The sequence below is a fragment of the Actinomadura verrucosospora genome, from assembly GCF_039540335.1.
Lineage (GTDB): Bacteria > Actinomycetota > Actinomycetes > Streptosporangiales > Streptosporangiaceae > Spirillospora > Spirillospora verrucosospora.
Window position 1 is genome coordinate 1 of the sequence record NZ_BAABEV010000071.1, and the last position, 26,801, is coordinate 26,801.

Below are 26,801 nucleotides of genomic sequence, written 5' to 3' on the forward strand. Positions count from 1 at the left end.
GGACGCGCGGCGCGGGCCGCGGCGGACGCCCAGCGGGACTGGGTGGCCCGCACCTACGAGGAGCGCGGCGCGGAGCTGCGCGCGGCGGGCCGGCTGTTCGAGGAGCACGCCGCCGAGATCGGCGACTGGATCGTGCGGGAGGCCGGGTCGATCCCGCCGAAGGCGGAGCTGGAGACGCACTTCGCCGCGAGCCTGTGCTACGAGTCGGCGGCGCTGGCCTCGCACCCGCAGGGGCTGGTGCTGCCGTCGGCGCAGCCGCGGTGGAGCCTGGCGCGGCGCCGGCCCGCCGGGGTGGTGAGCGTGATCTCCCCGTTCAACTTCCCGCTGATCCTGGCGATGCGGTCGGTGGCGCCCGCGCTGGCGCTCGGCAACGCCGTGCTGCTCAAGCCGGACCCGCGCACCGCGGTGTGCGGCGGGGTCAGCATCGCGCGGATCTTCCAGGAGGCGGGGCTGCCGGAGGGGCTGCTGCACCTGCTGCCGGGCGGCCGCGAGGCCGGCGAGGCGGTGGTGGAGGCGCCGGAGGTGCGGGTGGTGTCCTTCACCGGCTCCACCGCCGCCGGACGCAGGATCGGCGAGGTGTGCGGGCGGCTCCTCAAGCGCGCCCACCTGGAACTCGGCGGCAACAACGCGCTGATCGTGCTGCCGGGCGCGCGGGTCGCCGACGCGGTGTCGGCGGGCGCGTGGGGCGCGTTCCTGCACCAGGGGCAGATCTGCATGACCTCCGGGCGGCACCTGGTGCACGAGAGCCTGCACGCCGAGTACGTGGCGGCGCTGGCCGACAAGGCCGACAAGCTCCCGGTCGGCGACCCGGCGGCCGGGCCCGTCGCGCTCGGCCCCATCATCGACGCCGGGCAGCTCGCCCACGTCGACGAACTGGTCAGGGCGACGGTCGCCGCCGGGGCGCGGCTCGCGGCGGGCGGCACCCACGAGGGCCTGTTCTACCGCCCGACCGTCCTGGACGAGGTGACGCCCGACATGCCCGCCTACGCGCAGGAGGTGTTCGGCCCGGTCGCGCCGGTGGTGCCGTTCTCCACGCCGCAGGAGGCGGTGGAGCTGGCGTCGGCCACCGAGTACGGGCTGTCGCTGGGCATCCTCGGCGACGTCGGGCAGGCCATGAAGATCGCCGACGCGATCCCCGCGGGGCTCGTCCACATCAACGACCAGACGGTCAACGACGAGCCGGTCGTGCCGTTCGGCGGGGTGGGGGCCTCGGGCAACGGCTCGCGGTTCGGCGGCCCGGACGCCAACATCGAGGCGTTCACCGAGACGCAGTGGGTCACGGTCCGCGGCGAGATCGCCACCTACCCCTTCTGACCTTCCCCGGCCCCCTGCGAGCGTCCGCCCGCCGCACCCTGCGGCGCAGGCCCTGCGGGTCTCCCCGCGGGTCGTAGGCTCGGTGCCGAGGAGGGCTGATGGGGCGCGATCCGGAGTACCTGGCGTTCCTGCGGGCCCGCCTCGCCGCACCCGGCGGGACGGGCCGCACGGTCGGCGACGCACGCCGCGAGCACGCCGCCGACCTCGCCCGCTCCCCGCGCCCGCCCGTCGACACCGTGGCCGACCTGACGCTGCCCGGCCCCGCGGGCCCGATTTCCGCCCGGCTCTACCGGCCCGCGTGGGACGGCCCGGCGCCGGCGCTGGTGTACTTCCACGGCGGCGGGTGGGTGCTCGGCGACGTCGAGTCCTACGACCCCGTCGTGCGGGCACTGGCGGCGGCCAGCGGCGTCGCGTGGGTGTCGGCCGGGTACCGGCGCCCGCCCGAGGACCCGTTCCCGGCCGCGCTGGACGACGCCGTCGCCGCCGTCACCGGGGTCGCGGCGAACGCGGACCGCCTCGGCCTGGACCCCGCCCGGATCGGAGTGGCCGGGGACAGCGCGGGCGGCCAGCTCGCCGCCGCGGCCGCCGGCCTGCTGCGCGCCCCGGGACCGGCCCGGCCCGCGCTGCAGGTCCTGCTGTACCCGGCGCTGGACCTGCGCGAGGTCCCGCCGCCGCTGCCCGACCCCGACGGGCTGCGGTTCCCGCCCTCGGGCATCGGCCGCGCCCTGGACGCCTACCTGCGCGGCGCCGACCGCACCGATCCGCGCGTGTCGCCGCTGCTGGACCCCGACCCGTCGGGCCTGCCCCCGGCGGTGATCGCGACCGCCGAGCACGACCGGCTGCGCCCGCAGGCCGAGGCGCACGCGGCGCGGCTGCGGGAGGCCGGGGTGCCCGTGGTGCTCGTCCCCGGAACGGGCCTGGACCACGGCTTCCTCGGATGGGGGGCGTTCGCGCGCCGCCCCGCCGAGGCCGTCGCGCGGATCGGCGAGGCCGTGCGCCGCGCCCTCACCTGATGCGGCGCCCCGATCCGGCGGCCCCGGTGCCCCGATGCGGTGGTGCGGTGGTGCCGGTGGTGCGGTGGCGCGGTCCGGCCGGGCCGCCGTCACCGGCGACAGATCCGGATTACCGACGTGCCGGAGTGTGGCTCATCATCGACCTTAAAGACGCTTGCCGTGTCGTTTAACCTGCTGGGCGCGGGAAATCACTAACGCACGAACATTGGCCGGAACTCAGCCGACCGGCGAGGAGAGGCAAGTTGTACCGGACCCACGAGCTGCGCCGCGTCCGGACCGGGGAAACCGGGCTGGAGGAATGGGCCTGTCCCACGTGCGGCCGCCGCCTGCTGCTGCGGTGGCCGCCCCGCTACCACAAGACCATCGTCGAACCCGGTGACGAGCGCGCCTGCCACATCGGCAGATCCGACGACATCACCGACTCCGTGGCCGGCGACGCGGCCGGCGCACGCGACGCCGCGGGCGCGGGCGTCCTGAGCACGGCCGACACCTCCCGGTCCGACTGGCAGCGCCCCAACCAGCGGCGCTGGCTCCGCGAAACCGGCGTCGAAGCCTTGGAAAGCCACACCCGAGCCCACCTCAACCCCTCCGAACCCGTCTGACCCTGTCTGGTCCCGCGCGCCGACCCGTCACGAGCCCGCCCTGATCCGACGTGCGAGCCCGGTCCTCCCCGGGCCCTGGCCCGCCGCCAGGCCCGCCTCAGACCCCGGGCCCCCGCACCGCACCGCCCGTCACGACCGCGCCAGCTCAGCGCGCAGCCGGTCCAGGCCCATCGGCCCCAGATCCAGCGCCCGCCGATGGAACGCCTTCAGATCGAAGCCCGCGCCCTCCCGGCGCCGCGCCGCCTCCCGCGCCTCCAGCCAGACCTTCTCCCCCAGCTTGTAGGCGATCGCCTGCCCCGGACGCCCCAGATACCGGTCGATCTCGAACGCCACCGCCGCATCGGGATCGGGCCCCATGCGCCCCCGCAGGAACTCGAAACCCAGCTCCGGCGTCCACCGCTCCCCCTCGTGGAACCCCGCCCCCGCCGGAATCGGCAGCTCCAGATGCAACCCGATGTCCAGCACCACCCGCGCCGCCCGGAACCGCTGCCCGCCCGCCAGCATCCCCAGCCGGTGCGCCGGATCCCGGTAGTGGCCCAGCTCGTCCATCAGCCGCTCCGCGTACAGACCCCACCCCTCGCAGTGCCCCGGATGCAGCTCGCTCGACACCCGCTGAAACCGGTTCAACCCCCGGTTCAGCGTCGTCACCCCCAGCTGCAGATGGTGACCCGGCACCCCCTCGTGGAACATCGTCGTCGGCACCGTCCAGGTCACGATGTCGGCCGACGGGTCCCGCACCGTCCACCACACCGTCCCCGGACGCGACAGGTCCTCCGCCGGCGCCAGGTAGTAGACCCCCGCCTCCACCGGCGGGATCCGGCACTCGATCCGCCGCAGCGGCCCCGGAATGTCGAAGTGCACCCCGTCCAGATCGGCGATCGCCCGGTCGGCCAGCTCCTGGATCCACCCCCGGAACGCATCCGCGCCCCCCACCCGGTGCGCCGGATCGGCGTCGAGCGCCGCCATCACCGCCGGCAGCGGCTCACCCGGCAGGATCTCCCGCGCCGCCCCCGCCATCTCCGACTCGACCCTCGCCAGCTCCTCCCAGCCCCACGCGTACGTCTCCGCCAGATCCAGGTCCGTCCCGAGAAAGTCCCGCACCCCCAGCCGGTACCGGTCGGCGCCCAGCGCGTCCCGCTCCGGCGCCCGCGCCGCCAGCTCCCCCGACAGGAACGACGCGAAATCCCCCAGCGCCGCCGACGCCCCCACCGACGCCTCCTCCAAAGCCCCCCGCAGCGGCCCGTCCCCGTACCGCGCCGCCAGACCCGCCAGATACGCCGGAGTGCCCGCGCACTCGCGGGCACTGCGCAGCACCTGCCGCCGCGCCGCCACCCGGCCCTGCCCGCACGCCCGCACCAACGACGCCCGCAGCCCGGCCAGGGCCCCCGGCAGCGCCGCCATCCGCGCGCGGACGGCCTCCCAGTCGGTGTCCGCCCCCTGGTCCAGCAGCTCCAGCGCCATCCGCAGCCGCTGGACGGGCCCGTCGGTGGTGTCCAGGAACTGCTCCCGCACCCCCGCCTCGTCGAGCGCCGCCTCGACCTCCAGCCGCTCCCGCAGCACCGCCGCCGCGATCCGCTCCGCCTCGCCTCGCACCGGCACGCGGCCCAGCTCCGCCAGCGTCCGCCGCGTCAGCTCCGCACGCGCCTCCACCCCGTCCGGCCCGTAGTCGGTCAGCCGGTCGTCCTGCCCGGCGATCCCCATCATCGCCGCCAGGCACGGGTCCAGCGCGGCGAACTCGTCCACAAAGCGGTCGGCGAGGCCATCCAGTGAGGTCACCGCCCCAGGCTACGACGCCCGCCCCCAAAAGTGATCATGAGAAAGTGCCAAACCGGCCGCCCCCGCCAGAGCAACCGCCCGGCACTCACCGAGGCACCACCGCGACGGCACCGCCAGGCCCCTCAGCGCGCCTCGGCCGCCAACCGCACACCCAGCCCCACCAGCACCACACCCGACACCTGGTCCAGCCGCCGCCGCACCACCGGACGCCCCAGCACCCGCCGCGCCGACCCCACCAGCCACACCACCGCCGTGTACCAGACCAGGTCGATCAGCGCCCACAGCACCGAGAACCCCACCAGCACCGCCGCGACCGGCCACCCCTCCGGCACGAACTGCGGCAGGAACGACACCGCGAACACCCCCGCCTTCGGATTCGCGAAGTTCGTCACCAGCCCCAGCCGGTAGGACCGCCACCCCGAAGCCCCGGCCCCCGCACCGCCACCGCCCCGCTCATCGCGCAGATCCTCCCCCGCGGCCGGACCGCCGCGGCGCGCACCCCACAGCGCCCGCACCCCGAACCACACCAGCACCACCGCACCGGCGACCCGCAGCCCCTCATACGCCAGCCGCGACGCCGCCAGCAGCGCCGACAGCCCCACCGCCGCCGCCACCCCCCACAGCAGCACGCCCGTCTCGTTGCCCAGCACCGCCCACAGCCCCGCGCGCCGCCCCGACCGCAGCGACTGCCGCATGATCACCACCGTGCTCGGCCCCGGCACCAACGCGATCAGAACGGCCGCGCCCGCGAACGCGAGCAGACTCTCCAGCATCCCCCCATGCTGTCCGCCCGGCGCACCACCACGCAACGCTCTATTCCCCGCATGGGCGGCCTTCTCCGCACAGGCGAGCAGACCGCCCCAAACCCCCTACAGGGGAGCGCCGTCCCCACCACCCGAACCCGACGACGGCGAAGGCGAAGGCGACGACGGACCCGGCGAACTCGGCGGCACCGACGGCGACGGAGCCGGCGTCGTCGGCACCGGAGACCGCTCCGGCGCCCGAATCGACGGCGTCGGCTCCGGCGGCGGAGGCGGCGGCTCCTTCGCCACCGGCTGACACGCGAACAACACACCCATCAACAACGCCAGCACCAGCAACGCCGCCGCCAAACCCACCACGGCCGCCACCAGACTCCGCTCCGGCCCCCGCTCCCCCACCGGAACCGGACCCCCGCCCGGCACCGGCCGAGGCCCCTCCAACGCCGGCTCGCCCTGCCCCAGCCAATACGGCTGGAACTGCGGACCACGCCGACGCCCGCCCCACCACCCGCGCGCCGACCCCTGGAACGCCACCGGCTCCAAGAACCGCTCCGCCCCCACACGATCCGCCTCATACGACGTCGCCACCCACGGCGCCGGCCCGTCCGGCTGCGCCGCCACCACCGGCGCACCCTCACCCGGACCAGCGCCCCCCGGACCCCGCCCCGGACCCGGCACCGCCGCGTTGATCGCCGCACGGAACCGGTCCCGCGCCGCCGCATCACCCGCCGCACCCCGGTTCAGCACCGCCACACTCGCCCGGCGCCCCTCGCCGTCCACCCCCAGGAACACGATCCCGGCAGCGGACTCCGACAGACGCGCCGACAGACGGAACGGCCCCAACTGAGCGGGATCACCCGGCGGCAACGGCCTCGACATGGCCGCAACACTAACAACCACGCCCTACGATCGGCCCCGGAACACCCCCCGCCCGCACCCCCGAACCGATCATCCCCCGCACGCACGTATCCCCCGCCAACGGGTACAAGTGATCGCGTAGGGTCGTAAGGCACCCCATCCCGACGCACGAGGACAGGGCACACGACGGACAAGTGAGGGACACCCACATGACCATCGCCGCCACCGACGTCGACGAGGCCGCAGTCCTCCTGCAGTACACCCTCGCCGAAGTCAAGAAGGTCATCGTCGGCCAGGAGCACATGGTCGAACGCATGATCGTCGCGCTCCTCGCCCGCGGCCACTGCCTCCTGGAAGGCGTCCCCGGCGTCGCCAAGACCCTCGCCGTCGGCACCCTCGCCCGCGTCGTCGGCGGCACCTTCGCCCGCCTCCAGTTCACCCCCGACCTCGTCCCCTCCGACATCGTCGGCACCCGCATCTACCACCCCTCCACCGAGCAGTTCGACGTCGAGCTCGGCCCCGTCTTCGTCAACTTCGTCCTCGCCGACGAGATCAACCGCGCCCCCGCCAAGGTCCAGTCGGCCCTCCTGGAGGTCATGGCCGAACGCCAGGTCTCCCTCGGCGGCAACACCTACCCCCTCCCCCGCCCCTTCCTCGTCCTCGCCACCCAGAACCCCATCGAGTCCGAAGGCGTCTACCCCCTCCCCGAAGCACAACGCGACCGCTTCCTCATGAAGGTCGACGTCCACCACCCCGCCGCCCACGAGGAACTCCAGATCCTCCAGCGCATGAGCGTCGACCCCCCCGAAGCCGCCCAGATCCTCGACACCGACCGCCTCGCCGGCCTCCAGCGCGCCGTCCAGGAGATCTCGGTCCACGAACTCATCGCCGACTACATCGTCCGGCTCGTCATGGCCACCCGCGAACCCGACCAGTACCGCCTCCCCGACCTGCGCGGCGTCATCGACATCGGCGCCAGCCCCCGCGCCACCCTCGGCCTCGCCTCCGCCGCCCGCGCCCTCGCCCTCCTGGCCGGCCGCGACTACGTCCTGCCCGACGACGTCCGCGCCGTCGCCCGCGACGTCATGGCCCACCGCATCGTCCTCACCTTCGACGCCCTCGCCGACGGCATCGACACCGCCGACGTCGTCGACCAGATCCTCGCCGCCGTCCCCCCACCCCGCGTCGTCTGGAACCACGGCGCGGCGGCGGTGACCACCGCATGACCCCCCGGCGCCGGCGCAGCGGCAAACTCGCCCACCTCGCCCCCGAACGCACCCTGCGCCGACTCGAACTCCAGGTCACCCGCCGCCTCGACGGCCTCCTCAACGGCGAACACCTCGGCCTGCTCCCCGGCCCCGGCACCGAACTCGCCGAAGCCCGCCTCTACCAGCCCGGCGAGGACGACGTCCGCCACATGGACTGGGCCGTCACCGCCCGCACCACCACCCCCCACGTCCGCGACCTCATCGCCGACCACGAACTCGAAGCCTGGGCCCTGGTCGACCTCACCCCCAGCATGGACTTCGGCACCGGCACCATGATCAAACGCGACCTCGCCGTCGCCGCCCTCGCCGCCGTCGGCTTCCTCACCGTCCGCCTCGGCGACCGCGTCGGCGCCTACCTCCTCCACGACGACGGCATGCGCCGCTGGCCCGCCCGCACCGGCAAGGCCGCCCTGTACGCCCTCCTCCAGACCGCCCTCGACGCCCAGTCCGCCGACGACCGCACCGGACCGCGCACCGGCGCCACCGCCCCGCCCCGCGACCTCGCCGCCGCCGTCGCCGCCCTCGACCGCGGCCAGACCCGCCGCGGCCTGCGCGTCGTCATCTCCGACTTCCTCGCCCCCGACGGCGTCGAGACCCCCGACGGCCCCCACGGCCAGCCCGCCTGGGAACGCCCCCTGCGCCGCCTCACCACCCGCCACCAGGTCCTCGCCATCGAGATCATCGACCCCCGCGAACTCGACCTGCCCGACGTCGGCCTCGTGGAGATGACCGACCCCGAGACCGGCACCGTCCACGAGATCGTCCTCAGCCGCCGCGTCCGCGAACGCTACGCCGCCGCGGCCGCCGCCCAGCGCGACCGCACCCGCGCCGCCCTCCGCCGCTGCGGCGCCCACCACCTCGTCCTGCGCACCGACCGCGACTGGATCGCCGACGTCGCCCGTTTCGCCCTCCGCCAGCGCCGCGCCGCAGGCCGGCCCGTCACCACCGCGGGAGTGCGCCCATGACCTTCCTGTCACCCGAACGCCTCTGGCTCCTCGGCCTCCTGCCGCTCCTGGCCGCCGCGTACCTGCTCCTGCAACTGCGCCGCCGCCAGTACGCCGTCCGGTTCACCAACCTCGCGCTGCTGTCCCAGGTCGCCCCCCGCCGCCCCGGCTGGCGCCGGCACGTCTCGGCCGTCCTGTTCCTCATCATGATCGCCTTCATGATGTTCGGGTTCGCGCGCCCCGCCACCGCCGTCAAGGTCCCCCGCGACCGCGCCACCATCGTGGTCGCCGTCGACGTGTCGCTGTCCATGATGGCCAGGGACGTCTCCCCCAGCCGCCTCGACGCCGCCAAGGCCGCCGCCAAGCGCTTCATCGGCGACCTGCCCCGCCGCTTCAACGTCGGCGTCGTCGCCTTCGCCGGCAACGCCAACCTCATCGCCGCCCCGACCGCCGACCGCGACGCCGCCATCGCCTCCCTCGACCAGCTCGTCCTGGCCAAGCGCACCGCCATCGGCGAGGCGGTGTTCACTTCCCTGCAGGCCGTCCGGTCCTTCGACGCCCAGGCCCGCCAGGACCCGCCGCCCGCCCACATCGTCCTGCTGTCCGACGGCGACAACACCACCGGACGGTCGGTGCAGGAGGCCGTCGACGCCAGCCGCCTCGCCCACGTCCCGGTCTCCACCATCGCCTTCGGCACCCCCTACGGCACCGTCGACATCGAAGGCGAGACCACCAGCGTCTCGGTCAACAAGGAGACCCTCAAGAGCCTCGCGGAGAGCACCGAGGGCAAGGCCTACGAGGCCGCCGACGCCGACCAGCTCCGCGAGGTGTACGCCAACATCGGCAGCTCCCTCGGCTTCAGGACCGAGCACCGCGACGTCGCCGCCCGCTACGTCGGCATCGCGCTGCTGTTCGCCTTCGCCGCCGGCGGAGTGTCGCTCGCCTGGTTCTCCCGCCTCCCCTGACCGCGCGCACGGCACGGGCGGCCCCCGAACGCTGATACGGTCGGCCGACGTGGGGGAACACTACTTCGCGGAACGGCCGGGCGCCGCCGCCCGTCGCCGCACCGTCGACCTCGTCCTGCCGGACCTGCACCTGCGGCTCGACACCGACAGCGGCATGTTCTCCCCCGACCGCATCGACCCCGGCACCCGCGTGCTGCTGGAGACCGTCCCCCCGCCCCCGGCGGCCGGCGACCTGCTCGACCTCGGCTGCGGATACGGCCCCATCGCCATCACCATGGCCAAGCGTTCGCCTCAGGCGAGTGTTTTGGGAGTGGATGTGAACCAGAGAGCGCTGGCCATGGCAGAGAGCAATGCCAAAGTCGCCGGCCTTGACAATGTAAGGTTCACTCTGGCGGACGACGCCGACCCCGAGCAGCGGTTCGCGGCGATCTGGTCCAACCCCCCGATCCGCATCGGCAAGGCCGCCCTGCACGACCTCCTCCTCACCTGGCTCCCCCGCCTCGCCCCCGGCGGCCTCGCCCACCTCGTCGTCCAGAAGCACCTCGGCTCCGACTCCCTCCAGAAGTGGCTCGCCGCCCAGGGCTTCCCCACCGAGCGGATCGCCTCCCGGTCCGCCTACCGCGTCCTGCGCGTCGCACCCCGCACGGAAGGCCACACCCGATGAGCACCCCCGACCCCGCGCAGGGACGCCGCCAGCTGCGCCCCACCGACGTCAAGCGGCTCAACCGCGACTGGCGCCGTCGCACCGGCGCCCGCGTCGACCTGCTCGTCGAATCGGTCACCCAGCCGTTCAACATGGGCTCGATCATCCGCAGCGCCGCCGTGTTCGGCGTCGAGCGCCTCTGGCTCGCCGGCAACGCCACGCCCCCCACCCACCGCAACGTCGCCAAGACCGCCCTCGGCACCGAGCGCCTCGTGTCCTGGGAGCACGCCGGCACCGCCGCCGAGGCCGCCGCCGCCGTCCGCAAGGAGGGCCTCCGCCTCGTCGCGGTGGAGCTGACGGCCGACGCCGTGCCCCTGCACGAAGCGCCCCTCGACGGAGACCTGTGCCTCGCCATCGGCAGCGAGGACCACGGCTGCTCCCCCGCCCTCCTCAGCGCCGCCGACGCCGTCACCTACATCCCGCAGATCGGACGCGTCGGCTCCCTCAACGTCGCCATAGCCACGGCCATCGCCCTCGCGGAAGCCCGCCGCCGCGAATGGAGCGCGTGACCCGAAGGCGTCCGGGAGCGCGCGGCGCGCTCGGCGCACCGCCGAAGCGCCCCCTCGTCACGCACTGATCATCGCGTTCCACCGCCGCGGCGCGGCCGGCGGGATTTCGCTTCGCCCGGGTGCGCGTTACGATCAGGCCATGCAGTTCCTCCTTCACGGGTGAACGCCCCGCCGCCGCTCCTGCGGTGGCGGCTTCCGGCGCCCCCGTAGCCCCCCTCCTAGGAACTGCTTCGTGACCTCGTCCTACGCGGCCGTGCTGCGCACGCCCCACGCCTCCCGCACCTTCGCGTTCGCGTTCCTGGCGCGCTTGTCCTACGGAACCGTCTTCCTGTCCCTCACGCTGGCGCTCACGGCGTCCACCGGCTCCTACGCCCAGGCAGGCGGCCTGCTGGCCCTGCTCGGCCTCACCACCTCCGCCGTCTCACCCGTCCGCGCCGCGCTCATCGACCGGCACGGACCGCGCCGCACCATGCTCCCGATGGCCGCCGCCTACGCCCTCGTCCTCGCCGCCTTCGCCGTGCTGACCTCGCGGCCGGGCGCCCCCGTTCCGCTCCTCACGGTCCTGGCCGTCGCCGCCGGCATCACCGCGCCCCCCGTCGGCGTGGTCATGCGGACGCTGTGGAGCGCCCTCCTGCCGGATGGACCGCTCCTACGGCGCGCCTACAGCCTCGACACCGTGTCGGAGGAGCTGGTCTTCGTGACCGGCCCGCTCCTGGCGGGACTGCTCGCCGCGGCCGCCGCCCCCTCCCTCGGAGTCGCCCTCGGGGCCCTCCTCATCGCCGCCGGAACCGCCGGGATGGCCGCCTCCCCGGCGGCGGCGCCGCGAACGGGGACGCACCGCCGCGCGGGCCGCGTCCGGGTGTTCCCCCTCGCGCCGGCCATCGCGGCCGCGGCCACCGGGGTCGTCCTCGGCTCGACCGGCCTGCTGGCCGTCGCGTTCACCCAGCGGCACCACCAGCCCGCCGCGGTCGCCTGGGTGGAGGCCGCGCTCGCCGCCGGCAGCACCCTCGGCGGCCTCGCCTACGGCGCGCTGAGCCGCTCGGCGCCCGGCCGGGCCAGGCTCGCGGCCCTCGCCTGCCCGCTCGGCCTCGGCCTCGCCGCCGCGGGACTCTCCCCGTCCGTCGCCGTCCTCGCCGCGGCCGCGTTCGCCGCCGGGCTGTTCGTCGGCCCGACGCTGACCACCGCCTACCTGATCGCCGACGCCGACGCGCCGCCCGGCGCCCGGACCCGCACCGTCGCCTGGGTGAACACCGCCGTGAACCTCGGCGTGGCCGGCGGCACCGCCGCCACGGGCGCGGCCCTGGACGCGCTGCCGCTCCCGGCCTGCTACGCCGTCGCCGCGGCCCCGGCCGTCCTGGTCCCCCTCGTCCTGCTCACATTGCCGAAACGGCAACACGGTTCGCCTCCGGGCGGGGTCACCGCGCACGATCGACGCATGGACGACACCACCCACCAGCAGTACTGGGACTCCCGCTACGCCGAACACCACCACATGTGGAGCGGCGAGCCCAACGCCGTCCTCGTGCAGGAGGCCGCCGACCTGGAGCCCGGAACCGCCCTGGACCTCGGATGCGGCGAGGGCGCCGACGCCGTCTGGCTCGCGCGCCGAGGCTGGCGCGTCACCGCCGTCGACATCTCCGGTGTGGCGCTCGAACGCGCCGCCGGCCACGCCGAGGAGGCCGGCGTCGCCGACCGCGTCGACTGGCAGCGCCGCGATCTGGCCGTCTCGTTCCCCGAGGGCTCCTACGACCTGGTCTCGGCGCAGTTCCTGCACTCCCCCGCCGACATGCCGCGCGAGGAGGTCCTGCGGGCCGCCGCGGCCGCCGTCGCGCCCGGCGGGATCCTGCTCGTCGCCGGGCACGCCGGGCCCCCGCCGTGGGACCCCGACGCGCACCCGGGAGTGCACCTGCCCACGCCCGACGAGGTCTTCGAGTCGCTCGCCCTGCCGGAGGGCGACTGGGAGGTCCTGCGCAGCGACGAGCACGAGCGCGTCCAGACCGCGCCCGACGGACGCACCATGACCCGCACCGACAACGCCCTCAAGCTGCGGCGCCGGGCGCGGTGACCCGCGCGGCCGCCGCCGTCACCGGGAGGTCCGCTCCATCAGCGCGGTGAACTCCTCCAGGGAGATCTTGCCGTCCCGGTTGGCGTCGGCGGCCACGACCACCTCGACGACGCGGGTCTCGTCGGCGTCCTGCCCGAGCCGGGTCATCAGGTTCTTCAGCTCCGCCGTCGAGATGTAGCCGTCGCCGTCCACGTCCACCAGCTCGAAGGTCGCCCGGTAGTCGTTCACGTCCGCCATGCTCGTGCTCCCTCGCTGATCGATTGCGGCGCCGACGCTAGCAGTCCCGGCCCCGCCCCCGCCCTTTACGCAGTAAGGTCAAATCGGGCGGCGCGGTCGGCCATAATCGGACGGGTGCGGCGCTCGTACGAATTCCTCGACCATCCCGGCCCGATCCCCTTCGCCCACCGAGGCGGCGCGGCCGGACGCCCGGAGAACTCGATGGCCGCGTTCCAGCGCGCCACCGACCTCGGCTACCGCTACCTGGAGACCGACGCCCACGCCACCGCCGACGGCGTCGTGGTCGCCTTCCACGACCGCACCCTCGACCGGGTCACCGACCGCACCGGCACCATCGCCCGGCTCCCCTACGCCGAGGTCGCCAAGGCCCGCATCGGCGGCACCGAGCCCATCCCCCGCCTCGAGGACGTCCTCGGCTCCTTCCCCGAGGCGCGCGTCAACATCGACCTGAAGGACGCCCCCGTCATCGGGCCGCTCGCCGAGACGCTCCGCCGCACCGGCGCGTGGAACCGCGTGTGCATCACGTCGTTCTCCACCCGCCGGCTGGCGCAGATGCGCGCCCGGCTCCCCGAGTTCACCGACCGCGAGGTCTGCATGGCGCTCGGCCCCCGCGGCCTGATGGCGCTGCGCGCCAAGTCCATCGGGGGCCCCACCGCCAAGCTCGTCCGCCTCGCCGCCACCGGCGTCGCCTGCGCCCAGGTGCCCTACGGCCTCGGCCCCGTCCCCTTCGTCACCGAGGCGTTCGTCGACCACGCCCACCGGCTCGGGCTGCAGGTCCACGCCTGGACGGTCAACGACGCCGCCACCATGAAGCGCCTCCTGGACCTCGGCATCGACGGCATCATGACCGACGAGCTGGTCACCCTCCGCGACGTGATGGCCGCGCGCGGCCTGTGGCCGCAGGAGAACCCGCCGCCCGCCCCGTCCTGACCCGTGCTCACCCCGCGACGCGGTCCAGGTCGGCGCGCAGCCGCGCGACACCCGTGAAGTGCACGGCGCGGATCCCGAGCATCCTGGCCGCCCGCACGTTCTCCTCGCGGTCGTCCACGAACACGACCTCGCCCGGGGCCGCGCCGAGCCGGCCGGTCAGCTCGTGGAAGATCTCCGGCGCGGGCTTGGCCAGCCCCAGGTCGGCGCTGTACAGCCGGTGCCGGAACAGCGACGCCCAGGGCCGCCCGTCCACCATGCGGGCCAGCTCGACGGGCGCGTTCGACAGCAGGGCGAGCGGCGTGCCGCGCCCGGCCAGCTCCCTCAGCAGGGCGACGGTGTCCTCGTTGACGTGCGCCCACGTGCGGACGTCCAGGGCCACCAGCACGTGGACCAGGTCGTCGTCCAGCGGCACGTCCAGCTCACCGCACACCTCCCGCCAGAACTCCTCGGCGGTCACGGCGCCCAGGTCGTAGGGCTGCCGGTGCGCCCAGTACACCGGCCAGAACCGCGCGGGCGGCGCCGCCACCGTCTCGGGCAGCAGCGCCCCGGCGCCCACGGGCGGGGACGCGCTGATCACACCGGCGTAGTCGAAGACGATCCATGGCATGGCGGCTCCTCAGGTCTCGATTGACTATCTAACACCCAATCTGATTGATTGAACACATGGAAAGTTCGAAACGGGTGGACATGCTCATCGAGCGGTTGCGGACCACCGAGCGCGTGAGCGTGACGGACCTGGCCGACGAGACCGGCGCGTCGGAGATGACCATCCGGCGCGACCTCGACGTGCTCGCCGAGCGGGGCGTGCTGCGCCGGGTGCGGGGCGGCGCGGTGAGCCTGCTGCTGCGCGGCGAGGCGATGCCCTTCGCCGTGCGCGAGCACGAGGCGGCCGAGACCAAGCGGCGGATCGCCGCCGAGGTCGACGGGCTCCTCGCCGACGGCGAGGCCGTCGTCCTGGACGCCGGGACCACCGCCCTGACCGTCGCCCGCACGATCGCCGGGCGGCGGCTCACCGTCGTCCCCCTGGACCTGCACGCCGCCAACGCCCTCAGCGGGGCCGCGCAGATCCGGCTGCTGGTCCCGGGCGGGCGGACCACGCCCGGGGCGCTGGCCTTCACCGGGCCCCTCGCCGAGGCCTCGCTCGCCGCGCTGCGCGTGGACACCGCCGTCCTCGGCGTGTGCGGGCTGTCGGCCGAGCACGGGCTGACGGCGCACGACCTGGACGAGGTCCCGGTCAAGCGCGCGGCGATCGCGGCGGCCCGCCGCACGGTCGCGGTCTGCGACGGTTCCAAGTTCGGGCGCAGCGGCCTCGGCCTCGTCTGCCCGGCCACCGCCCTCGACATGGTGATCACCGACCGGTCCGCCCCCGGCCCCGCCGTCGCACGGCTGCGGGACGCCGGCGTGGAGGTCAGGCTCGTATGACCGGCGCCGCCGCCGGGACGGGCGGTTCACTGCGGGCGGCCCGGCTCGCCACCTTCGCCTACTTCACCCTCGCCGGTTTCCTGCTGGGAATGTGGATCGTCCATATCCCGCCCATCGAGCACCGGACGGGGATCGACCACGCGGTGCTCGGACGGGTCCTGCTGCTGCTCGGCGCGGGCGCGGTCGCCGGGATGCGGGTCGCGGGCCCCCTCGCCGACCGCGCCGGCGCCCGCAGGGTGGTGCCGCTCAGCGCCGCGGCGGCCGGCGCCGCGCTGGTCCTGCCGGGCCTGGCGACCGGCGCCTGGGCCCTCGGCGCGGCGCTGCTGCTCCTCGGCGCCGCCCACGGAGCGCTGGACGTCGCCATGAACGCCCACGCCGTCCAGGTCGAGCGCGGCTACGGAAGGCCCGTGATGGCCGCCTTCCACGCGGCCTTCTCTCTCGGGGGCGTCCTGGCCGCCCTGGCCGGCGCCCGGACGCTCACCTGGGGCTGGAGCCCGGCGGCGACCTTGGGCACGGTGGCGGTCCTGAGCACGGCCGTGGGCGCGGCGGCCGCTCCCGCGCTGCTGCGGTCCGGCGGAACGCCGGACACCGCCGCCCCGCCGGCGCGCCGCCGGACGCCCCGGCGCATCCGCGGGCTGGCCGTCCTCGCCTTCATGATCATGCTGTGCGAGGGGGTGGCCAACGACTGGAGCGTGCTCCACCTGCGCGACCTGGGCGCGTCGCCCGGCACCGCGGCGCTCGCGTTCGGGGCCTTCTCCGCCGCCATGACCGGCGGGCGCCTGCTGGCCGACCGGCTCGCCGCGCGCTTCGGCCCGGTGGCCGTGCTCCGCAACGGCACCGCCCTGGCCGCGGCCGGCCTGACGGTGGCGGCGCTGTCGCCCTGGGCCGCGCCTGCCCTGGCCGGCTGGGCCGTGCTGGGAGCGGGGCTGTCGGGGGCGGTCCCCCAGCTGTTCAGCGCGGCGGGCCACCACGACCGGGAGTCCTCGGGCGCCAACGTCTCCCGCGTGGCCGGGCTCGGCTACCTAGGGATGCTCGCGGGGCCGGCCGTCATCGGCCCGCTCACCCGCGTCGTGCCGCTCGGGCTCACGCTGTTCCTGCCGGTGGCGCTGTGCGCCGTCGCGGCCGCGGCGGCGGGGCTCGTGCGCCCCCGGGACGGCGCCGGTCTGCGCCCCGGTCGCGAGGCCGAGGTCAGGGCCTGAAGCCGGGCGGGCGGTACTCGGCCGCGATGCGCATCGGCGGCTGCGGCTGCTGCTGGGGCCGCTCGGCGGGCCGCGACGGCTGCCCCGGGGGGACGGTCCCGCCGACCTGCAGGTCGGCGCGCTGGGCGCGGACCGTCTCCAGGAGTTCCAGATCTTCTGGAGAGACCAGAGCGGCCATCACCCTGCCCCGCCGCGTGAGCTTGACGGGCTCGCCGGTGTAGGCGACCCGGTTCACCAGATCCGCGAACTGGGCGCGTGCTTCGGTCACCGGAACATCCACGTGATTCATCGTATAGCGAAACACCCCGCCCCCCTCTGGCCCTCTCGCGGGCACTGGATTACTGTCCGTACGTAGTGTACGAAACGTACAGATGATCAAGGAGGCGCGATGGACGGCGGACCGTGGCGACAGGACGGCCGGCAGCCGGCGGAGACGTTCACCGGCAGGTCGCGGGCACGCGTGGACGAGATGACGCGACCGGCGGACGCGCAGCTGTTCGAACGGCTGCTGGCCCAGCGGATCGTGTTCCTCGGCAGCGAGATCGACGACGGTCTGGCCAACCGGATCAACGCGCAACTGCTGCTGCTCGCGGCGCAGGACGCCCGGCGCGACATCACGATCTACATCAACTCCCCCGGCGGCGTCGTGGACGCCGGGATGGCGATCTACGACATGATGCAGTTCGTCCCGAACGACATATCCACGGTCGCGATGGGCATGGCCGCCTCCATGGGACAGACGCTGCTGTGCGCGGGGACCCGGGGCAAGCGGTACGCCCTGCGGCACGCGCGCGTGATGATGCACCAGCCGCACGGCGGCATCGGCGGCACGGCGTCCGACATCAGGATCCAGGCGGAGCAGTCGCTGTACCTCAAGCGGACCCTGGCGGAGCGGACGGCGTTCCACACCGGGCAGCCGCTGGAGCGGATCGAGGCCGACGGGGACCGCGACGCGTGGTTCACGGCCGAGCAGGCCCGCGACTACGGCTTCGTCGACCACGTCATCGACAGCACCGACCGGGTGGGCACATGACACGCGCGGAACGGCGCTCCCTCGTCCCCCAGTTCGAGGAGCGCACCGGCCAGGGCCGCAAGGAGACCGACCCCTACAGCAAGCTGTTCGAGGAGCGCATCGTGTTCCTCGGCGCGCCGGTGGACGACACCAGCGCGGGCGACGTCACGGCGCAGATGCTGGCGCTGGAGGGCATGGACCCCGACCGGCCCATCGCCCTCTACATCAACTCGCCGGGCGGGTCGATCACCGCGATGCTGGCGATCTGCGACACCATGCGCTACGTGCGGCCCGAGATCGAGACGACCTGCGTCGGGCAGGCCGGGTCGGCCGCGGCGATCCTGCTGGCGGCGGGCTCGCCGGGGCGCAGGCAGGCGCTGCCGGGCGCCCGGATCCTGCTGCACGAGCCGGAGATCGACGTGGCCGAGGGCGCCGCCACCGACCTGGAGATCCAGGCGCGGGAGGTGCTGCGGATGCGCGAGCAGACCGAGGCGATCCTGGCCGAGGCCACCGGGCACGACCCCGAGACCGTCCGCCGCGACCTGGACCGCGACCGCTACTTCACCGCCGCCGAGGCCAAGGACTACGGGCTCATCGACGCGGTGCTCACGTCCCGTCACTAGCGCGCCAGCCGCGTGTTCCCCGCCGGCGGCCGGGGACGAGCGCAAACAGCAGGGTTGGATCACCCCGGGTGGGGGAATCTTGTCACGGTGTTCAGCGTTGGTCTGGGCAAGACCGCAAGCCGTCTGGGAGGCACGTGACGATGGCCGAGCGCGCACTTCGCGGCACCCGACTCGGAGCGACGAGCTACGAGAACGATCGCAACACCGATCTGGCCCCTCGCCAAGAGGTGGACTACACCTGCACCAAGGGCCACCGGTTCACCGTGACGCTCGCAGCCGAGGCCGAGGTGCCGATCACCTGGGAATGCCGCAGCTGCGGCGCCACGGCCCTGCGGGTCGACGGCGAGCTGCCCCAAGCCAAGAAGGGAAAGCCGCCGAGGACCCACTGGGACATGCTCATGGAGCGCCGCACGCTGGAAGACCTGGAGGAGGTCCTGGCCGAACGCCTGGAGATCCTGCGCGCGGGGCGCAGGAAGTCCGCGTGAGCGGCTGACAGTTCTCGACGCGAGGGCCCGTACCGGCGGGGGTGCGGGCCTTCGCCATGCCCGGCGGTCCTTCGCCCGCCGGGCCCTCGCCCCGCTCGGGCCGGCGCGCCCGTCACCGCCCCGAGCGGGGCAGTACCAGGCCGCTCTCGTAGGCGGTGACGACCGCCTGGACGCGGTCGCGCAGCCCGAGCTTGCGCAGGATCCGGCTGACGTGGGTCTTGACCGTCTCCTCCCCCACGACCAGACGGGCGGCGATCTCGGCGTTGGACAGGCCCTCGGCGACCAGGCGCAGCACGTCGGTCTCGCGCGGGGTCAGCGCGTCCAGGGCCGGCCCCGCCGACGGCGGGCGCGGCCGCAGCCGCGCGAACTCCCCGATGAGGCGGCGGGTGACGGCCGGGGCCAGCAGCGCCTCCCCCGCGGCGACGACCCGGACGGCGTCGAACAGCCGCTCGGCCGTGACGTCCTTGAGCAGGAACCCGCTGGCGCCCGCGACGAGGGCGTCGTAGACGTGCTCGTCCAGGTCGAAGGTGGTCAGCATCAGGACCCGCGGCGCGTCGGGCTCGGCGGTGACGCGGCGCGTGGCCTCGATGCCGTCCATGACCGGCATCCGCACGTCCATCAGCACGACGTCGGGACGGTGGTCGCGGCACACCCGGACCGCGGCGGCGCCGTCGCCCGCCGTCGCCACGACCTCCAGATCGGGCTGGGTGCCCAGCAGGGCCCCGAAGCCGGCGCGGACGACCTCCTGGTCGTCGGCCACCGCGACGCGGACGCTCACGACTCCTCCCCCAGCGGCAGCGTGGCCTCCACCAGGAACCCGCCGGCGGGCCCGGGGCCGATGCGCAGGTCGCCCCCGACGGCGGCGGCGCGCTCGCGCATGCCGAGCAGCCCGTGCCCGGCCGGGCCACCAAGGCCGGCGTCGGTGCCGGGGCCGGGGCCGTTGTCGCGGACGCTGACGCGCAGCGCGTCCGGGGCGTAGTCGAGCTCCACGTCGACGGCCGCGCCGGGCGCGTGCCTGCGCGCGTTGGTCAGGGCCTCCTGGACGATCCGGTAGGCGGCCAGCTCCAGCCCGGGGTCCAGGGCCGCGACGTGCCCGGCGACGATCAGGCGGACGCCCGCGGCGCCCGATTCGCGGGTCCCGTCGACCAGGTCGAGGAGCTCCTGCAGGCCCGGCTGGGGGCGGCGGGTCGGCTCGGCGCCGGCGTCCTCGCGCAGCACGCCGAGCAGCCGCCGCATCTCGGTGAGCGCGGTGCGGGCGGTGTCGCCGATGGCCAGCAGCCGCTTCGCCCCCTCCTCCGGCATGCCGGGGACCGCGAGCCGGGCCGTCTCCGCCTGCACGGAGATCATCGAGATGTGGTGGGCGACGACGTCGTGCAGCTCCCGGGCGATGCGGGCCCGCTCACCGCGCGCGGTGTGCTCCAGCAGGGTGGTCTCGAACTCCCGCCGCGAGGCGTCGAGCGCGGCCGCCTCGGCGCGCCGCCGCAGGACGCGGCGGCGCGCCAGGACCGTCCAGACGGTGGCCAGGGCGGCGAGGGCCGCGACGGCCGGCCCGCGGTGCAGGACGCACGCCGCGGCGGCCGCCGCCGTGATCACCGCCGCGGCGGCCGCGCCCCGGTCGCGGACGGCCGCCAGCGGCAGCGTCGCGCACACGTCGACCAGCAGGACCAGCGCCAGGACGGCCCCCGAGCCGTGGGTGCGGTAGACGGCCTCGGCGGCGGCGGCCGCGGCGAGGCAGCCGCCGGCCACCGGCCACCGCACCCGCCCGGCGGTCTCGTCGCTGTCGCCCACGGACGCCATTGTGGCGCGGACGGCGCCGCGGCGGCGTCCCTCCCGCGGGGGACGCCCGCTCCCCCGGGCCGCGCCCGCCGGAACTGCTCCCTGGCGTGACGACCCGCGGCGGCGGCGCTCCGTAGTCTCCCGGTCCATGGAGGCAACCATCGAAGTACGGGCCCTGCGAAAGCGGTACGGGCCCACCCTGGCCGTGGACGGCCTGTCGTTCACGGTCGGCCCCGGGCAGGTCACCGGGTTCGTCGGCCCGAACGGCGCCGGCAAGTCCACCACCATGCGGATGATCATGGGATTGGACCGGCCGGACGGCGGGACGGCGCTGGTCGGCGGCCGGCCCTACCGGTCGCTGCGGACGCCGCTGTGCCGGCTCGGGGCGATGCTGGACGCGTCCGCGGTCCATCCGGCCCGCCGGGCCCGCGACCACCTGCTGTGGCTCGCGCACGCCAACGGGCTGCCGTCCCGGCGGGTGGACGAGGTGATCGGGCTGACCGGCCTGGCGAGCGCGGCCCGCCGCCGGGCGGGCGGGTTCTCCCTCGGCATGCGGCAGCGGCTCGGGATCGCCGCGGCGCTGCTCGGCGACCCGCCGGTGCTGATGTTCGACGAGCCGGTCAACGGCCTGGACCCCGAGGGCGTCACCTGGATCCGGGGGCTGCTGCGGTCCCTGGCCGCCGAGGGGCGCGCCGTGCTGGTCTCCAGCCACCTCATGGGCGAGCTGGAGGGCGGCGCGGACCATCTGGTGGTGATCGGGCGGGGCCGGCTGATCGCCGACACCAGGGTCGCGGACCTGCTGGAGGCCGCGTCCGGCGGCCGGGTCGAGGTGCGCACGGCCGAGCGCCGGGAGGCGATGACCGCCCTGGCCCGCGCGGGCGCCACGGTGACGGCGTCCGGCCCGGACGCCGTCACCGTCACGGGGCTGGCCGCCGAGAAGGTCGTCGCGGTCCTCACCAAGGCCGGGGTGGGGTTCAGCGGGGTGGGCGAGCACCGCGCGTCGCTGGAGGAGGCCTACATGGAGCTGACCCGGGACGCGGTCGAGTTCCAGGCGGCGCAGGGGCGGGAGTCCCGGTGAGCGCCCCAGGGACCGCCGCGGTCGCGCCGTACCGCAGCACGGTCCAGGACGAGGCCCGCGACGGGTTCGGGCGGCTGCTGGCCGCCGAGTGGACCAAGCTGCGCACCGTCCGCCGATGGATGCTGGCCCTGCCGGCGTCGGTGCTGCTGACCGTGCTGGTCGCGCTGCTGGCGGCGGCCGGCAGCCAGTCCACCCGCTCGGGCGACGGGCCGCCGCCCGACCCGGCGCTGCTGAAGATCTCCGACCTGGGCCACTACACCTACCTGCCGCTGGCGGGAGACGGCACGGTCGTCGCGCGCGTCACCTCCCAGGAGGGCGGCGGCGCTTGGGCCAAGGCCGGCCTGATGGTCAGGGGGAGCACGCGGGCGGGCGCCCCGTACGCGGCGCTGGCGGTGACGCCGGGACACGGCGTCCGCCTCCTGAGCGGCTACAAGGAGGGCGGCGCCGGCGGCGGGCCGGGCGCGGTGCCGCGCTGGCTCAAGCTGTCCCGCGCCGGGGCGGACGTCACCGGTTACGCCTCGGCCGACGGCCGCGGCTGGCGCCGCGTCGGGTCCGTCCGGCTGAAGGGGCTGCCGCGGACGGCCCTGGCGGGCGTGTTCGTGGCCGCCCCGGACAAGGTCGAGGTGCGGCGGATGTTCGGCGGGGAGAGCGTCTCCGGGCAGCCCTCCGCCACGCGGGCGGCGTTCGACCAGGTGGCGGTGGCGCCGGCGCAGCCGGGCGCCGCCTGGCGGGACCGCGCCGCGGCGAGCGGTCCGGCGGCCGACCCGTCCCTGGACGGGCGCACCGGGTCCGGAGGGACCATCACGCTGAAGGGCGTGGGGGACATCGGGCGCAACGCGTTCGCCGACGACATCACCAGGACCACCCTCTCCGGCGCGCTCATCGGGCAGGTGGCGATCGTGACGCTGGCGGTGCTGTTCGTGACGGCGGAGTACCGGCGCGGGATGCTGCGCACGACATTCGCGGCCGCCCCCCGGCGCGGCCGGGTGCTGGCGGCCAAGGCGGTCGTGGCGGGCCTGGCGTCACTGGCGGCGGGGCTGGCCGCGGCGTTCGGGTCGGTGCTGCTCGCCGGGCCGCTGGAGCGCTCGCACGGGCTGGCGGTGCCGCCCCTGACCGACGGCGCCGTGCTGCGCGCGGTCGCCGGGACGGGAGCGCTGTTCGCCGTGATCGCCGTGTTCTCGCTGGCGGTCGCGGTGATCGTGCGGCGCGGCGCGCCCGCGATCACGATCGTGCTGCTGCTCCTGCTCGTCCCGCAGATCGTGGCGACCGGGCTGCCGCTGTCGGCGGCGCGGTGGCTGGAGCGGCTCACCCCGGCGGCCGGGTTCGCGATCCAGCGGACCGTCGACCGCTTCGACCAGTCGATCGATCCGTGGGCGGGACTCGGGGTGCTGTGCGTGTACGCGGCGCTCGCGCTGGCGGCGGCCGCGCGGCTCGTCGCGAGGCGTGACGCATGACCGGCCGGGCAGGGACGGGCCTGCACGCGCTGCACGCCGAGTGGACGAAGCTGCGCACGGTGCCGAGCACGGCGTGGCTCGCGCCCGCCCTGGCGGTGCTGGTCGCCGCGGTCGGCGCGGCGGTGACCGGCACGGTGGACACCGCGCACTGCACGGGGCCCGCCGGGTGCGCGGAGGACACGCCGAAGCTGGCGCTGTCGGGCGTGCAGCTGGGGCAGGTGGCCGCGGTGGTCCTCGGGGTGCTGGCCGTCGGGGGCGAGTACGCCACGGGGACGATCACCGCGACGCTGGCGGCGGTGCCGGGGCGGATCACCGTGCTGGCCGCCAAAGCCGCCGTCGTGGGGGGGCTCGTCGCCGCGGGCGGGACGGCGGGCGTGCTGGCGTCGCTGGCGGCCGGGCGGGGCGTCCTGCCCCGCAACGGCTTCACGGCCGCGAACGGCTACCCGCCGCTGTCGCTCGCCGACGGCCCCACCGCCCGCGCCGCCGCCGGGACCGTCATCTACCTGGTGCTGGTGGCCCTGCTGGCCCTGGGCGCGGGGACGGTGCTGCGCGAGCAGGCGGTGGCGATGGGCGCGGTGCTGGCGCTGCTGTGGATCGCGCCGGTCCTCGTCCGGCTGGTCGGGGACGAGGCCTGGCGGGAGCGGCTGGAGAGGCTCTCTCCGATGACGGCGGGGCTGGCCGTCCAGGCGACGCGGGGCGTGGAGAGGCTGCCGATCGGGCCGTGGGAGGGCCTCGGCGTGCTGGCCGCCTACACGGCCGCGGCGCTGCTGGCGGGCGGCGTCGCTCTCGCCGTCCGCGACGCCTGAGGGTCAGGCGCGCGACGTCCGGTCGCCGTGCTCGTCGACGGCCTCGTCGTCGTGGACGACCTCGCCGCGGACCACCGGTCCCGGCGGGGTCTCGACGCGTCCGGGCCCCCGCCCGAAGGGGTCGAACCCGCCGGCGCCGGGCGGGAACATGGTGGCGGCGCGCTCCTCGGCGGCCCGCATCCGCCGCGCCGCGAACGCCGACAGCGCGCGGCGGACGAGCGGGCGGGTGAACGGCAGCACGAACACGAGCCCCACCAGGTCGGTGACGAAGCCGGGGACCAGCAGCAGCACGCCGCCGGCCATGACCAGCGCCGCGTCCGCGACCTCCCGGTCGGGCAGCACCCCGCGCCGCGCCGTCTCCTGCAGGGCCCGCCACGCGCGGCGGCCCTCCCGGCGGACGATCCACGCGCCCAGCGCGGTCTCGGCGATCAGCAGGCCGACGGTGGGCCAGGCGCCGATCACCTCGCCGACCTGGATCAGTACGAAGATCTCCAGGACCGGCACCAGCAGGAACGCCAGGACGATCAGCAGCGGCAGCATGGCTCCATCTTCGGGGTCGTCGAAAACCTCTCCCCAGGTTCAACGCCGGGAAGGCCCCGTTCGTTTCCCCGCACGCCCCCGGGCGCGCCTCAGCCCGGGTCGCGGATCTTGCCGATGCGGTCGCTCATCCCCCACTGGGTGATGCGCAGCGCCGCCTCGGCCATCACGTCCCGGCTCATCTTGCTGGTCCCGTGGACGCGCTCGACGAAGGTGATCGGCACCTCGACCACGCGCAGCCCCTGCCGCAGGGCCCGCAGCGCCAGGTCGATCTGGAAGCAGTAGCCGCGCGAGTCGACCCCCTCCAGCCCGATCTTCTGCAGCGTCGCGGCGCGGAAGGCGCGGTAGCCGCCGGTGGAGTCGTGCAGCGGGATGCCGAGCATCACGCGGGCGTAGGTGTTGGCGCCGCGCGACAGCGCCTCGCGCCGCTTCGGCCAGTTGCGGACCTTGCCGCCGGGCACCCAGCGGGCGCCGATGACCAGGTCGGCGTCCTCCAGGGCCGACAGCAGCCGCGGCAGCTCCTCGGGCTGGTGGGAGCCGTCGGCGTCCATCTCGACCATCACGTCGTAGCCCTGCTCGGCGGCCCACCGGAACCCGGCGATGTAGGCGGGGCCGAGGCCCTCCTTGCCCTGCCGGTGCAGCACCTTGATCTGCTCGTCCGCGGCGGCCATCGCGTCGGCGGCCTCGCCGGTCCCGTCGGGGCTGGCGTCGTCCACGACGAGGACGTCCACCGACGGGACGGCCTCGCGCACCCGCCCGGCGATGCGCTCGATGTTGTCCCGCTCGTTGTACGTCGGGATGATCACGAGCACCCGGCCGAGCCCGGCTGGGATCTCCATCGGCGTCAATTCCCCTCGTTCTTCCTGGCTGTCCATGCCGCCGCGCAGACCGCGCCGAGCCCGAGCAGCGCCAGCGCCCACTCCGGCGCCTCCCCCAGCCGGTCCGACGCCGTCCGCGCCGTCCGCGCCGGGACGGACGCGACCTGGACGGCCGGGACGAACTCCCGGGACCGGTCGACCATGCGGCCGTCGGGGGCGACGATGGCGCTGATCCCGCTCGTCGCGGCTACCAAGATCGTACGGCCATGTTCGACCGCGCGCAGCCGCGACATGGCGATCTGCTGGGGCGGCAGGCTCGTCTTGCCGTAGGTGGCGTTGTTGGTCTGCACGACCAGCAGATTCCCGCGCGCGACGTCGCGAACCTCCTTGTCGTAGGCGACCTCGAAGCAGATCACGTCGCCGATGTCCACCGGCCCGAGCCCCATCACGCCGGAGCGGTCGCCCTTGGCGAAGTCGCGCGGGATCCGCTCGAACCGGGTGATCAGCTTGGTCAGGACGTCGCGGAACGGCAGGTACTCGCCGAACGGGACGGGGTGCCGCTTGACGTAGTAGTCGCCCGGGCCGGTCCGCGGGTCCCAGACGATGCCGCGGTTCTCGACCTTCTTCCCGTCGGGGGTGTCGGTGAGGGCGCCGACGAGGACGGGGACGCCGATGTCCTTCACCGCGCCGTCGATGGCGTTGTAGGCGTCGGGCTCGGTGTAGGGGTCGAGGTCGCTGGCGTTCTCCGGCCACACCACCAGCTCCGGCTTGGCGACCCGCCCGGCGCGGACCCGCTCGGCCAGCTCGTGGGTGGCCTTGACGTGGTTGTCCAGCACGGCCTTGCGCTGGCCGAGGAAGTCCAGGCCGAGGCGCGGCACGTTGCCCTGGACGACCGCGACGGTGACCGCGCGGCCGTCGGCGGGCGTGGGGATCAGCAGCCCTCCGCCGACGACGGCGCCGACCGCGGCCAGGCAGACCGCCGCGGGGAGCAGCGCCCAGCGGGTGCCGGGCCGCTCCCCGACGTCCCCGTCTCCGCCCCCGCCCCCGTCCCGGGACGCCTTGGACCGGGCGCGGAGGACGGCCACGGCGGCGCAGGCGAGGAGGCCGCCGAGCAGGGCCGTCAGGAACGTGACCAGGGGCGCCCCGCCGAAGGACGCGTAGGGGGTGAGGGGCGTGGCGGTCTGGCTGAAGGCCAGCCGCGCCCAGGGGAACCCTCCGAAGGGGACGCGGCCGCGGATCAGCTCCTCGCCGACCCACAGCGCGGCCGTCCAGACGGGCCAGCCGGGGAGCCGGGTGACCACCGCGATCCCGGCGCCCAGCGGCAGGAAGTAGGCGGCCTCGACGAGGCTGAGGATGATCCAGCCGTCCGGGCCGACGCGGGAGATCCCCTCCAGCGCGGGGACGAAGAACGCGGCGCCGGCGAGGAACGCGAGCCAGGCGCCGGTGCGAGGGGAACGGCCGATCAGCGCGAGGGTCAGCAGCGCGACGCCCGCCGGTGCGAGGGGCGTGAGGTCGAACGGGGGGAAGGCCGGCCACATCAGCAGCCCGGCCGCCACGGCCAGCAGCGTGCGGGGCCAGCCCGCGGGGCCGCCGGAGCGCAGGCCGCGGCGCAGGCGGCCGAGCCGCCCGCTCGGCGCCCCGGCGCC

General features: G+C 75.3%; 28 protein-coding genes. 18 read left to right on the top strand and 10 right to left on the bottom strand.

Annotated features, from left to right (window positions below):
* From ABD944_RS40290 to ABD944_RS40300, 3 genes are all read left to right on the top strand, one after another.
* Positions 1–1,314, top strand: a 1,314-nt coding sequence (locus tag ABD944_RS40290) for a benzaldehyde dehydrogenase (protein WP_345187013.1), incomplete at its 5' end; no start/stop codon positions are given.
* 98 nt (positions 1,315–1,412) lie between these two features.
* Positions 1,413–2,327, top strand: coding sequence for an alpha/beta hydrolase (locus ABD944_RS40295; protein WP_345187016.1), 915 nt, complete (start codon positions 1,413–1,415; stop codon positions 2,325–2,327).
* Positions 2,328–2,569: 242 nt separating this feature from the next.
* Positions 2,570–2,929: a hypothetical protein gene (locus ABD944_RS40300; RefSeq protein WP_345187019.1), complete on the top strand. Its 360-nt coding sequence runs from the start codon at positions 2,570–2,572 to the stop codon at positions 2,927–2,929.
* A gap of 129 nt (positions 2,930–3,058) precedes the next feature.
* Here ABD944_RS40300 and ABD944_RS40305 read toward each other — a convergent pair whose 3' ends face one another.
* Positions 3,059–4,705 carry a DUF885 domain-containing protein gene (locus tag ABD944_RS40305; RefSeq protein ID WP_345187022.1) on the bottom strand — a complete coding sequence of 549 codons (1,647 nt, stop codon included), beginning with the start codon at positions 4,703–4,705 and terminating at the stop codon, positions 3,059–3,061.
* A 122-nt stretch (positions 4,706–4,827) separates the two neighbouring features.
* Positions 4,828–5,478, bottom strand: coding sequence for a LysE family translocator (locus tag ABD944_RS40310; RefSeq protein WP_345187024.1), 651 nt, complete (start codon positions 5,476–5,478; stop codon positions 4,828–4,830).
* Positions 5,479–6,533: 1,055 nt separating this feature from the next.
* Here ABD944_RS40310 and ABD944_RS40315 point away from each other — a divergent pair.
* The 6 genes from ABD944_RS40315 (at position 6,534) to ABD944_RS40340 (ending at position 12,778) form a co-directional block, all read left to right on the top strand.
* On the top strand, positions 6,534–7,550 hold the full coding sequence (locus ABD944_RS40315; protein ID WP_345187026.1) for an AAA family ATPase: 1,017 nt from the start codon (positions 6,534–6,536) through the stop codon (positions 7,548–7,550).
* Positions 7,547–8,557, top strand: coding sequence for a DUF58 domain-containing protein (locus ABD944_RS40320; protein ID WP_345187028.1), 1,011 nt, complete (start codon positions 7,547–7,549; stop codon positions 8,555–8,557). The genes ABD944_RS40315 and ABD944_RS40320 overlap by 4 nt, the downstream gene beginning before the upstream one ends.
* The gene (locus tag ABD944_RS40325; RefSeq protein ID WP_345187030.1) at positions 8,554–9,501 is read left to right on the top strand and encodes a VWA domain-containing protein; all 948 of its coding nucleotides are present in this window, start codon (positions 8,554–8,556) and stop codon (positions 9,499–9,501) included. Before ABD944_RS40320 ends, ABD944_RS40325 begins: the two co-directional genes overlap by 4 nt.
* 49 nt (positions 9,502–9,550) lie before the next feature.
* Positions 9,551–10,165 (top strand): class I SAM-dependent methyltransferase, encoded by a 615-nt coding sequence (locus ABD944_RS40330; protein WP_345187032.1) that lies wholly within the window; start codon positions 9,551–9,553, stop codon positions 10,163–10,165.
* Positions 10,162–10,713 (top strand): TrmH family RNA methyltransferase, encoded by a 552-nt coding sequence (locus ABD944_RS40335; protein ID WP_345187035.1) that lies wholly within the window; start codon positions 10,162–10,164, stop codon positions 10,711–10,713. Before ABD944_RS40330 ends, ABD944_RS40335 begins: the two co-directional genes overlap by 4 nt.
* 232 nt (positions 10,714–10,945) lie before the next feature.
* Positions 10,946–12,778: a class I SAM-dependent methyltransferase gene (locus ABD944_RS40340; protein WP_345187038.1), complete on the top strand. Its 1,833-nt coding sequence runs from the start codon at positions 10,946–10,948 to the stop codon at positions 12,776–12,778.
* Positions 12,779–12,796: 18 nt separating this feature from the next.
* On the opposite strand, the gene ABD944_RS40345 is transcribed toward ABD944_RS40340, so the two are convergent.
* Positions 12,797–13,015, bottom strand: coding sequence for an EF-hand domain-containing protein (locus ABD944_RS40345; protein ID WP_345187040.1), 219 nt, complete (start codon positions 13,013–13,015; stop codon positions 12,797–12,799).
* A 114-nt stretch (positions 13,016–13,129) separates the two neighbouring features.
* Between ABD944_RS40345 and ABD944_RS40350 the strand changes: the two genes are divergently transcribed.
* Positions 13,130–13,945 carry a glycerophosphodiester phosphodiesterase family protein gene (locus ABD944_RS40350; protein ID WP_345187045.1) on the top strand — a complete coding sequence of 272 codons (816 nt, stop codon included), beginning with the start codon at positions 13,130–13,132 and terminating at the stop codon, positions 13,943–13,945.
* A 7-nt stretch (positions 13,946–13,952) separates the two neighbouring features.
* On the opposite strand, the gene ABD944_RS40355 is transcribed toward ABD944_RS40350, so the two are convergent.
* Positions 13,953–14,552: an HAD family hydrolase gene (locus tag ABD944_RS40355; protein ID WP_345187047.1), complete on the bottom strand. Its 600-nt coding sequence runs from the start codon at positions 14,550–14,552 to the stop codon at positions 13,953–13,955.
* A 56-nt stretch (positions 14,553–14,608) separates the two neighbouring features.
* Here ABD944_RS40355 and ABD944_RS40360 point away from each other — a divergent pair, with 56 nt between their 5' ends.
* On the top strand, positions 14,609–15,367 hold the full coding sequence (locus ABD944_RS40360; RefSeq protein ID WP_345187050.1) for a DeoR/GlpR family DNA-binding transcription regulator: 759 nt from the start codon (positions 14,609–14,611) through the stop codon (positions 15,365–15,367).
* The gene (locus tag ABD944_RS40365) at positions 15,364–16,566 is read left to right on the top strand and encodes an MFS transporter (RefSeq protein WP_345187052.1); all 1,203 of its coding nucleotides are present in this window, start codon (positions 15,364–15,366) and stop codon (positions 16,564–16,566) included. Before ABD944_RS40360 ends, ABD944_RS40365 begins: the two co-directional genes overlap by 4 nt.
* Here the strand turns inward: ABD944_RS40365 and ABD944_RS40370 are convergent.
* Positions 16,556–16,834: a type II toxin-antitoxin system prevent-host-death family antitoxin gene (locus ABD944_RS40370; RefSeq protein WP_230298848.1), complete on the bottom strand. Its 279-nt coding sequence runs from the start codon at positions 16,832–16,834 to the stop codon at positions 16,556–16,558. The genes ABD944_RS40365 and ABD944_RS40370 overlap by 11 nt on opposite strands.
* A 201-nt stretch (positions 16,835–17,035) precedes the next feature.
* Between ABD944_RS40370 and ABD944_RS40375 the strand changes: the two genes are divergently transcribed.
* The 3 genes from ABD944_RS40375 (at position 17,036) to ABD944_RS40385 (ending at position 18,686) form a co-directional block, all read left to right on the top strand.
* Positions 17,036–17,599, top strand: a complete 564-nt coding sequence (locus tag ABD944_RS40375; protein WP_345187082.1) for a ClpP family protease — start codon at positions 17,036–17,038, stop codon at positions 17,597–17,599.
* Complete coding sequence (locus ABD944_RS40380) at positions 17,596–18,201, top strand: ATP-dependent Clp protease proteolytic subunit (RefSeq protein WP_345187057.1); 606 nt, start codon at positions 17,596–17,598, stop codon at positions 18,199–18,201. The genes ABD944_RS40375 and ABD944_RS40380 overlap by 4 nt, the downstream gene beginning before the upstream one ends.
* Before the next feature lie 140 nt (positions 18,202–18,341).
* The gene (locus ABD944_RS40385) at positions 18,342–18,686 is read left to right on the top strand and encodes an RNA polymerase-binding protein RbpA (protein WP_345187085.1); all 345 of its coding nucleotides are present in this window, start codon (positions 18,342–18,344) and stop codon (positions 18,684–18,686) included.
* A gap of 112 nt (positions 18,687–18,798) precedes the next feature.
* Here the strand turns inward: ABD944_RS40385 and ABD944_RS40390 are convergent, their stop codons facing one another.
* Positions 18,799–19,464 carry a response regulator gene (locus ABD944_RS40390; RefSeq protein WP_345187059.1) on the bottom strand — a complete coding sequence of 222 codons (666 nt, stop codon included), beginning with the start codon at positions 19,462–19,464 and terminating at the stop codon, positions 18,799–18,801.
* The gene (locus ABD944_RS40395; RefSeq protein WP_345187061.1) at positions 19,461–20,474 is read right to left on the bottom strand and encodes a sensor histidine kinase; all 1,014 of its coding nucleotides are present in this window, start codon (positions 20,472–20,474) and stop codon (positions 19,461–19,463) included. The genes ABD944_RS40390 and ABD944_RS40395 overlap by 4 nt, the downstream gene beginning before the upstream one ends.
* A 136-nt stretch (positions 20,475–20,610) precedes the next feature.
* On the opposite strand from ABD944_RS40395, the gene ABD944_RS40400 reads away from it, so the two are divergent.
* The 3 genes from ABD944_RS40400 to ABD944_RS40410 are packed head-to-tail and all read left to right on the top strand — an operon-like array spanning position 20,611 to position 23,800.
* Positions 20,611–21,540: an ABC transporter ATP-binding protein gene (locus ABD944_RS40400; RefSeq protein WP_345187063.1), complete on the top strand. Its 930-nt coding sequence runs from the start codon at positions 20,611–20,613 to the stop codon at positions 21,538–21,540.
* Positions 21,537–22,994 (top strand): DUF1349 domain-containing protein, encoded by a 1,458-nt coding sequence (locus tag ABD944_RS40405; RefSeq protein ID WP_345187067.1) that lies wholly within the window; start codon positions 21,537–21,539, stop codon positions 22,992–22,994. Before ABD944_RS40400 ends, ABD944_RS40405 begins: the two co-directional genes overlap by 4 nt.
* Positions 22,991–23,800: an ABC-2 transporter permease gene (locus ABD944_RS40410; RefSeq protein ID WP_345187071.1), complete on the top strand. Its 810-nt coding sequence runs from the start codon at positions 22,991–22,993 to the stop codon at positions 23,798–23,800. Before ABD944_RS40405 ends, ABD944_RS40410 begins: the two co-directional genes overlap by 4 nt.
* Before the next feature lie 3 nt (positions 23,801–23,803).
* Here ABD944_RS40410 and ABD944_RS40415 read toward each other — a convergent pair whose 3' ends face one another.
* The 3 genes from ABD944_RS40415 to lnt all read right to left on the bottom strand — a co-directional run.
* The gene (locus ABD944_RS40415) at positions 23,804–24,340 is read right to left on the bottom strand and encodes an FxsA family protein (protein WP_345187073.1); all 537 of its coding nucleotides are present in this window, start codon (positions 24,338–24,340) and stop codon (positions 23,804–23,806) included.
* A gap of 89 nt (positions 24,341–24,429) precedes the next feature.
* Positions 24,430–25,176: a polyprenol monophosphomannose synthase gene (locus ABD944_RS40420; protein ID WP_345187076.1), complete on the bottom strand. Its 747-nt coding sequence runs from the start codon at positions 25,174–25,176 to the stop codon at positions 24,430–24,432.
* Between the two features lie 5 nt (positions 25,177–25,181).
* The coding region (gene lnt, locus ABD944_RS40425; protein ID WP_425550327.1) for an apolipoprotein N-acyltransferase at positions 25,182–26,801 on the bottom strand (1,620 nt) is incomplete at its 5' end.

Coding starts and splice junctions, on each gene's coding strand:
- ABD944_RS40295 (WP_345187016.1), top strand. CDS start 1,413: ATGGGGCGCGATCCGGAGTACCTGGCGTTCCTGCGGGCCCGCCTCGCC.
- ABD944_RS40310 (WP_345187024.1), bottom strand. CDS start 5,478: ATGCTGGAGAGTCTGCTCGCGTTCGCGGGCGCGGCCGTTCTGATCGCG.
- ABD944_RS40315 (WP_345187026.1), top strand. CDS start 6,534: ATGACCATCGCCGCCACCGACGTCGACGAGGCCGCAGTCCTCCTGCAG.
- ABD944_RS40320 (WP_345187028.1), top strand. CDS start 7,547: ATGACCCCCCGGCGCCGGCGCAGCGGCAAACTCGCCCACCTCGCCCCC.
- ABD944_RS40325 (WP_345187030.1), top strand. CDS start 8,554: ATGACCTTCCTGTCACCCGAACGCCTCTGGCTCCTCGGCCTCCTGCCG.
- ABD944_RS40335 (WP_345187035.1), top strand. CDS start 10,162: ATGAGCACCCCCGACCCCGCGCAGGGACGCCGCCAGCTGCGCCCCACC.
- ABD944_RS40345 (WP_345187040.1), bottom strand. CDS start 13,015: ATGGCGGACGTGAACGACTACCGGGCGACCTTCGAGCTGGTGGACGTG.
- ABD944_RS40355 (WP_345187047.1), bottom strand. CDS start 14,552: ATGCCATGGATCGTCTTCGACTACGCCGGTGTGATCAGCGCGTCCCCG.
- ABD944_RS40360 (WP_345187050.1), top strand. CDS start 14,609: ATGGAAAGTTCGAAACGGGTGGACATGCTCATCGAGCGGTTGCGGACC.
- ABD944_RS40365 (WP_345187052.1), top strand. CDS start 15,364: ATGACCGGCGCCGCCGCCGGGACGGGCGGTTCACTGCGGGCGGCCCGG.
- ABD944_RS40375 (WP_345187082.1), top strand. CDS start 17,036: ATGACGCGACCGGCGGACGCGCAGCTGTTCGAACGGCTGCTGGCCCAG.
- ABD944_RS40380 (WP_345187057.1), top strand. CDS start 17,596: ATGACACGCGCGGAACGGCGCTCCCTCGTCCCCCAGTTCGAGGAGCGC.
- ABD944_RS40385 (WP_345187085.1), top strand. CDS start 18,342: ATGGCCGAGCGCGCACTTCGCGGCACCCGACTCGGAGCGACGAGCTAC.
- ABD944_RS40400 (WP_345187063.1), top strand. CDS start 20,611: ATGGAGGCAACCATCGAAGTACGGGCCCTGCGAAAGCGGTACGGGCCC.
- ABD944_RS40410 (WP_345187071.1), top strand. CDS start 22,991: ATGACCGGCCGGGCAGGGACGGGCCTGCACGCGCTGCACGCCGAGTGG.
- ABD944_RS40415 (WP_345187073.1), bottom strand. CDS start 24,340: ATGCTGCCGCTGCTGATCGTCCTGGCGTTCCTGCTGGTGCCGGTCCTG.
- ABD944_RS40420 (WP_345187076.1), bottom strand. CDS start 25,176: ATGGAGATCCCAGCCGGGCTCGGCCGGGTGCTCGTGATCATCCCGACG.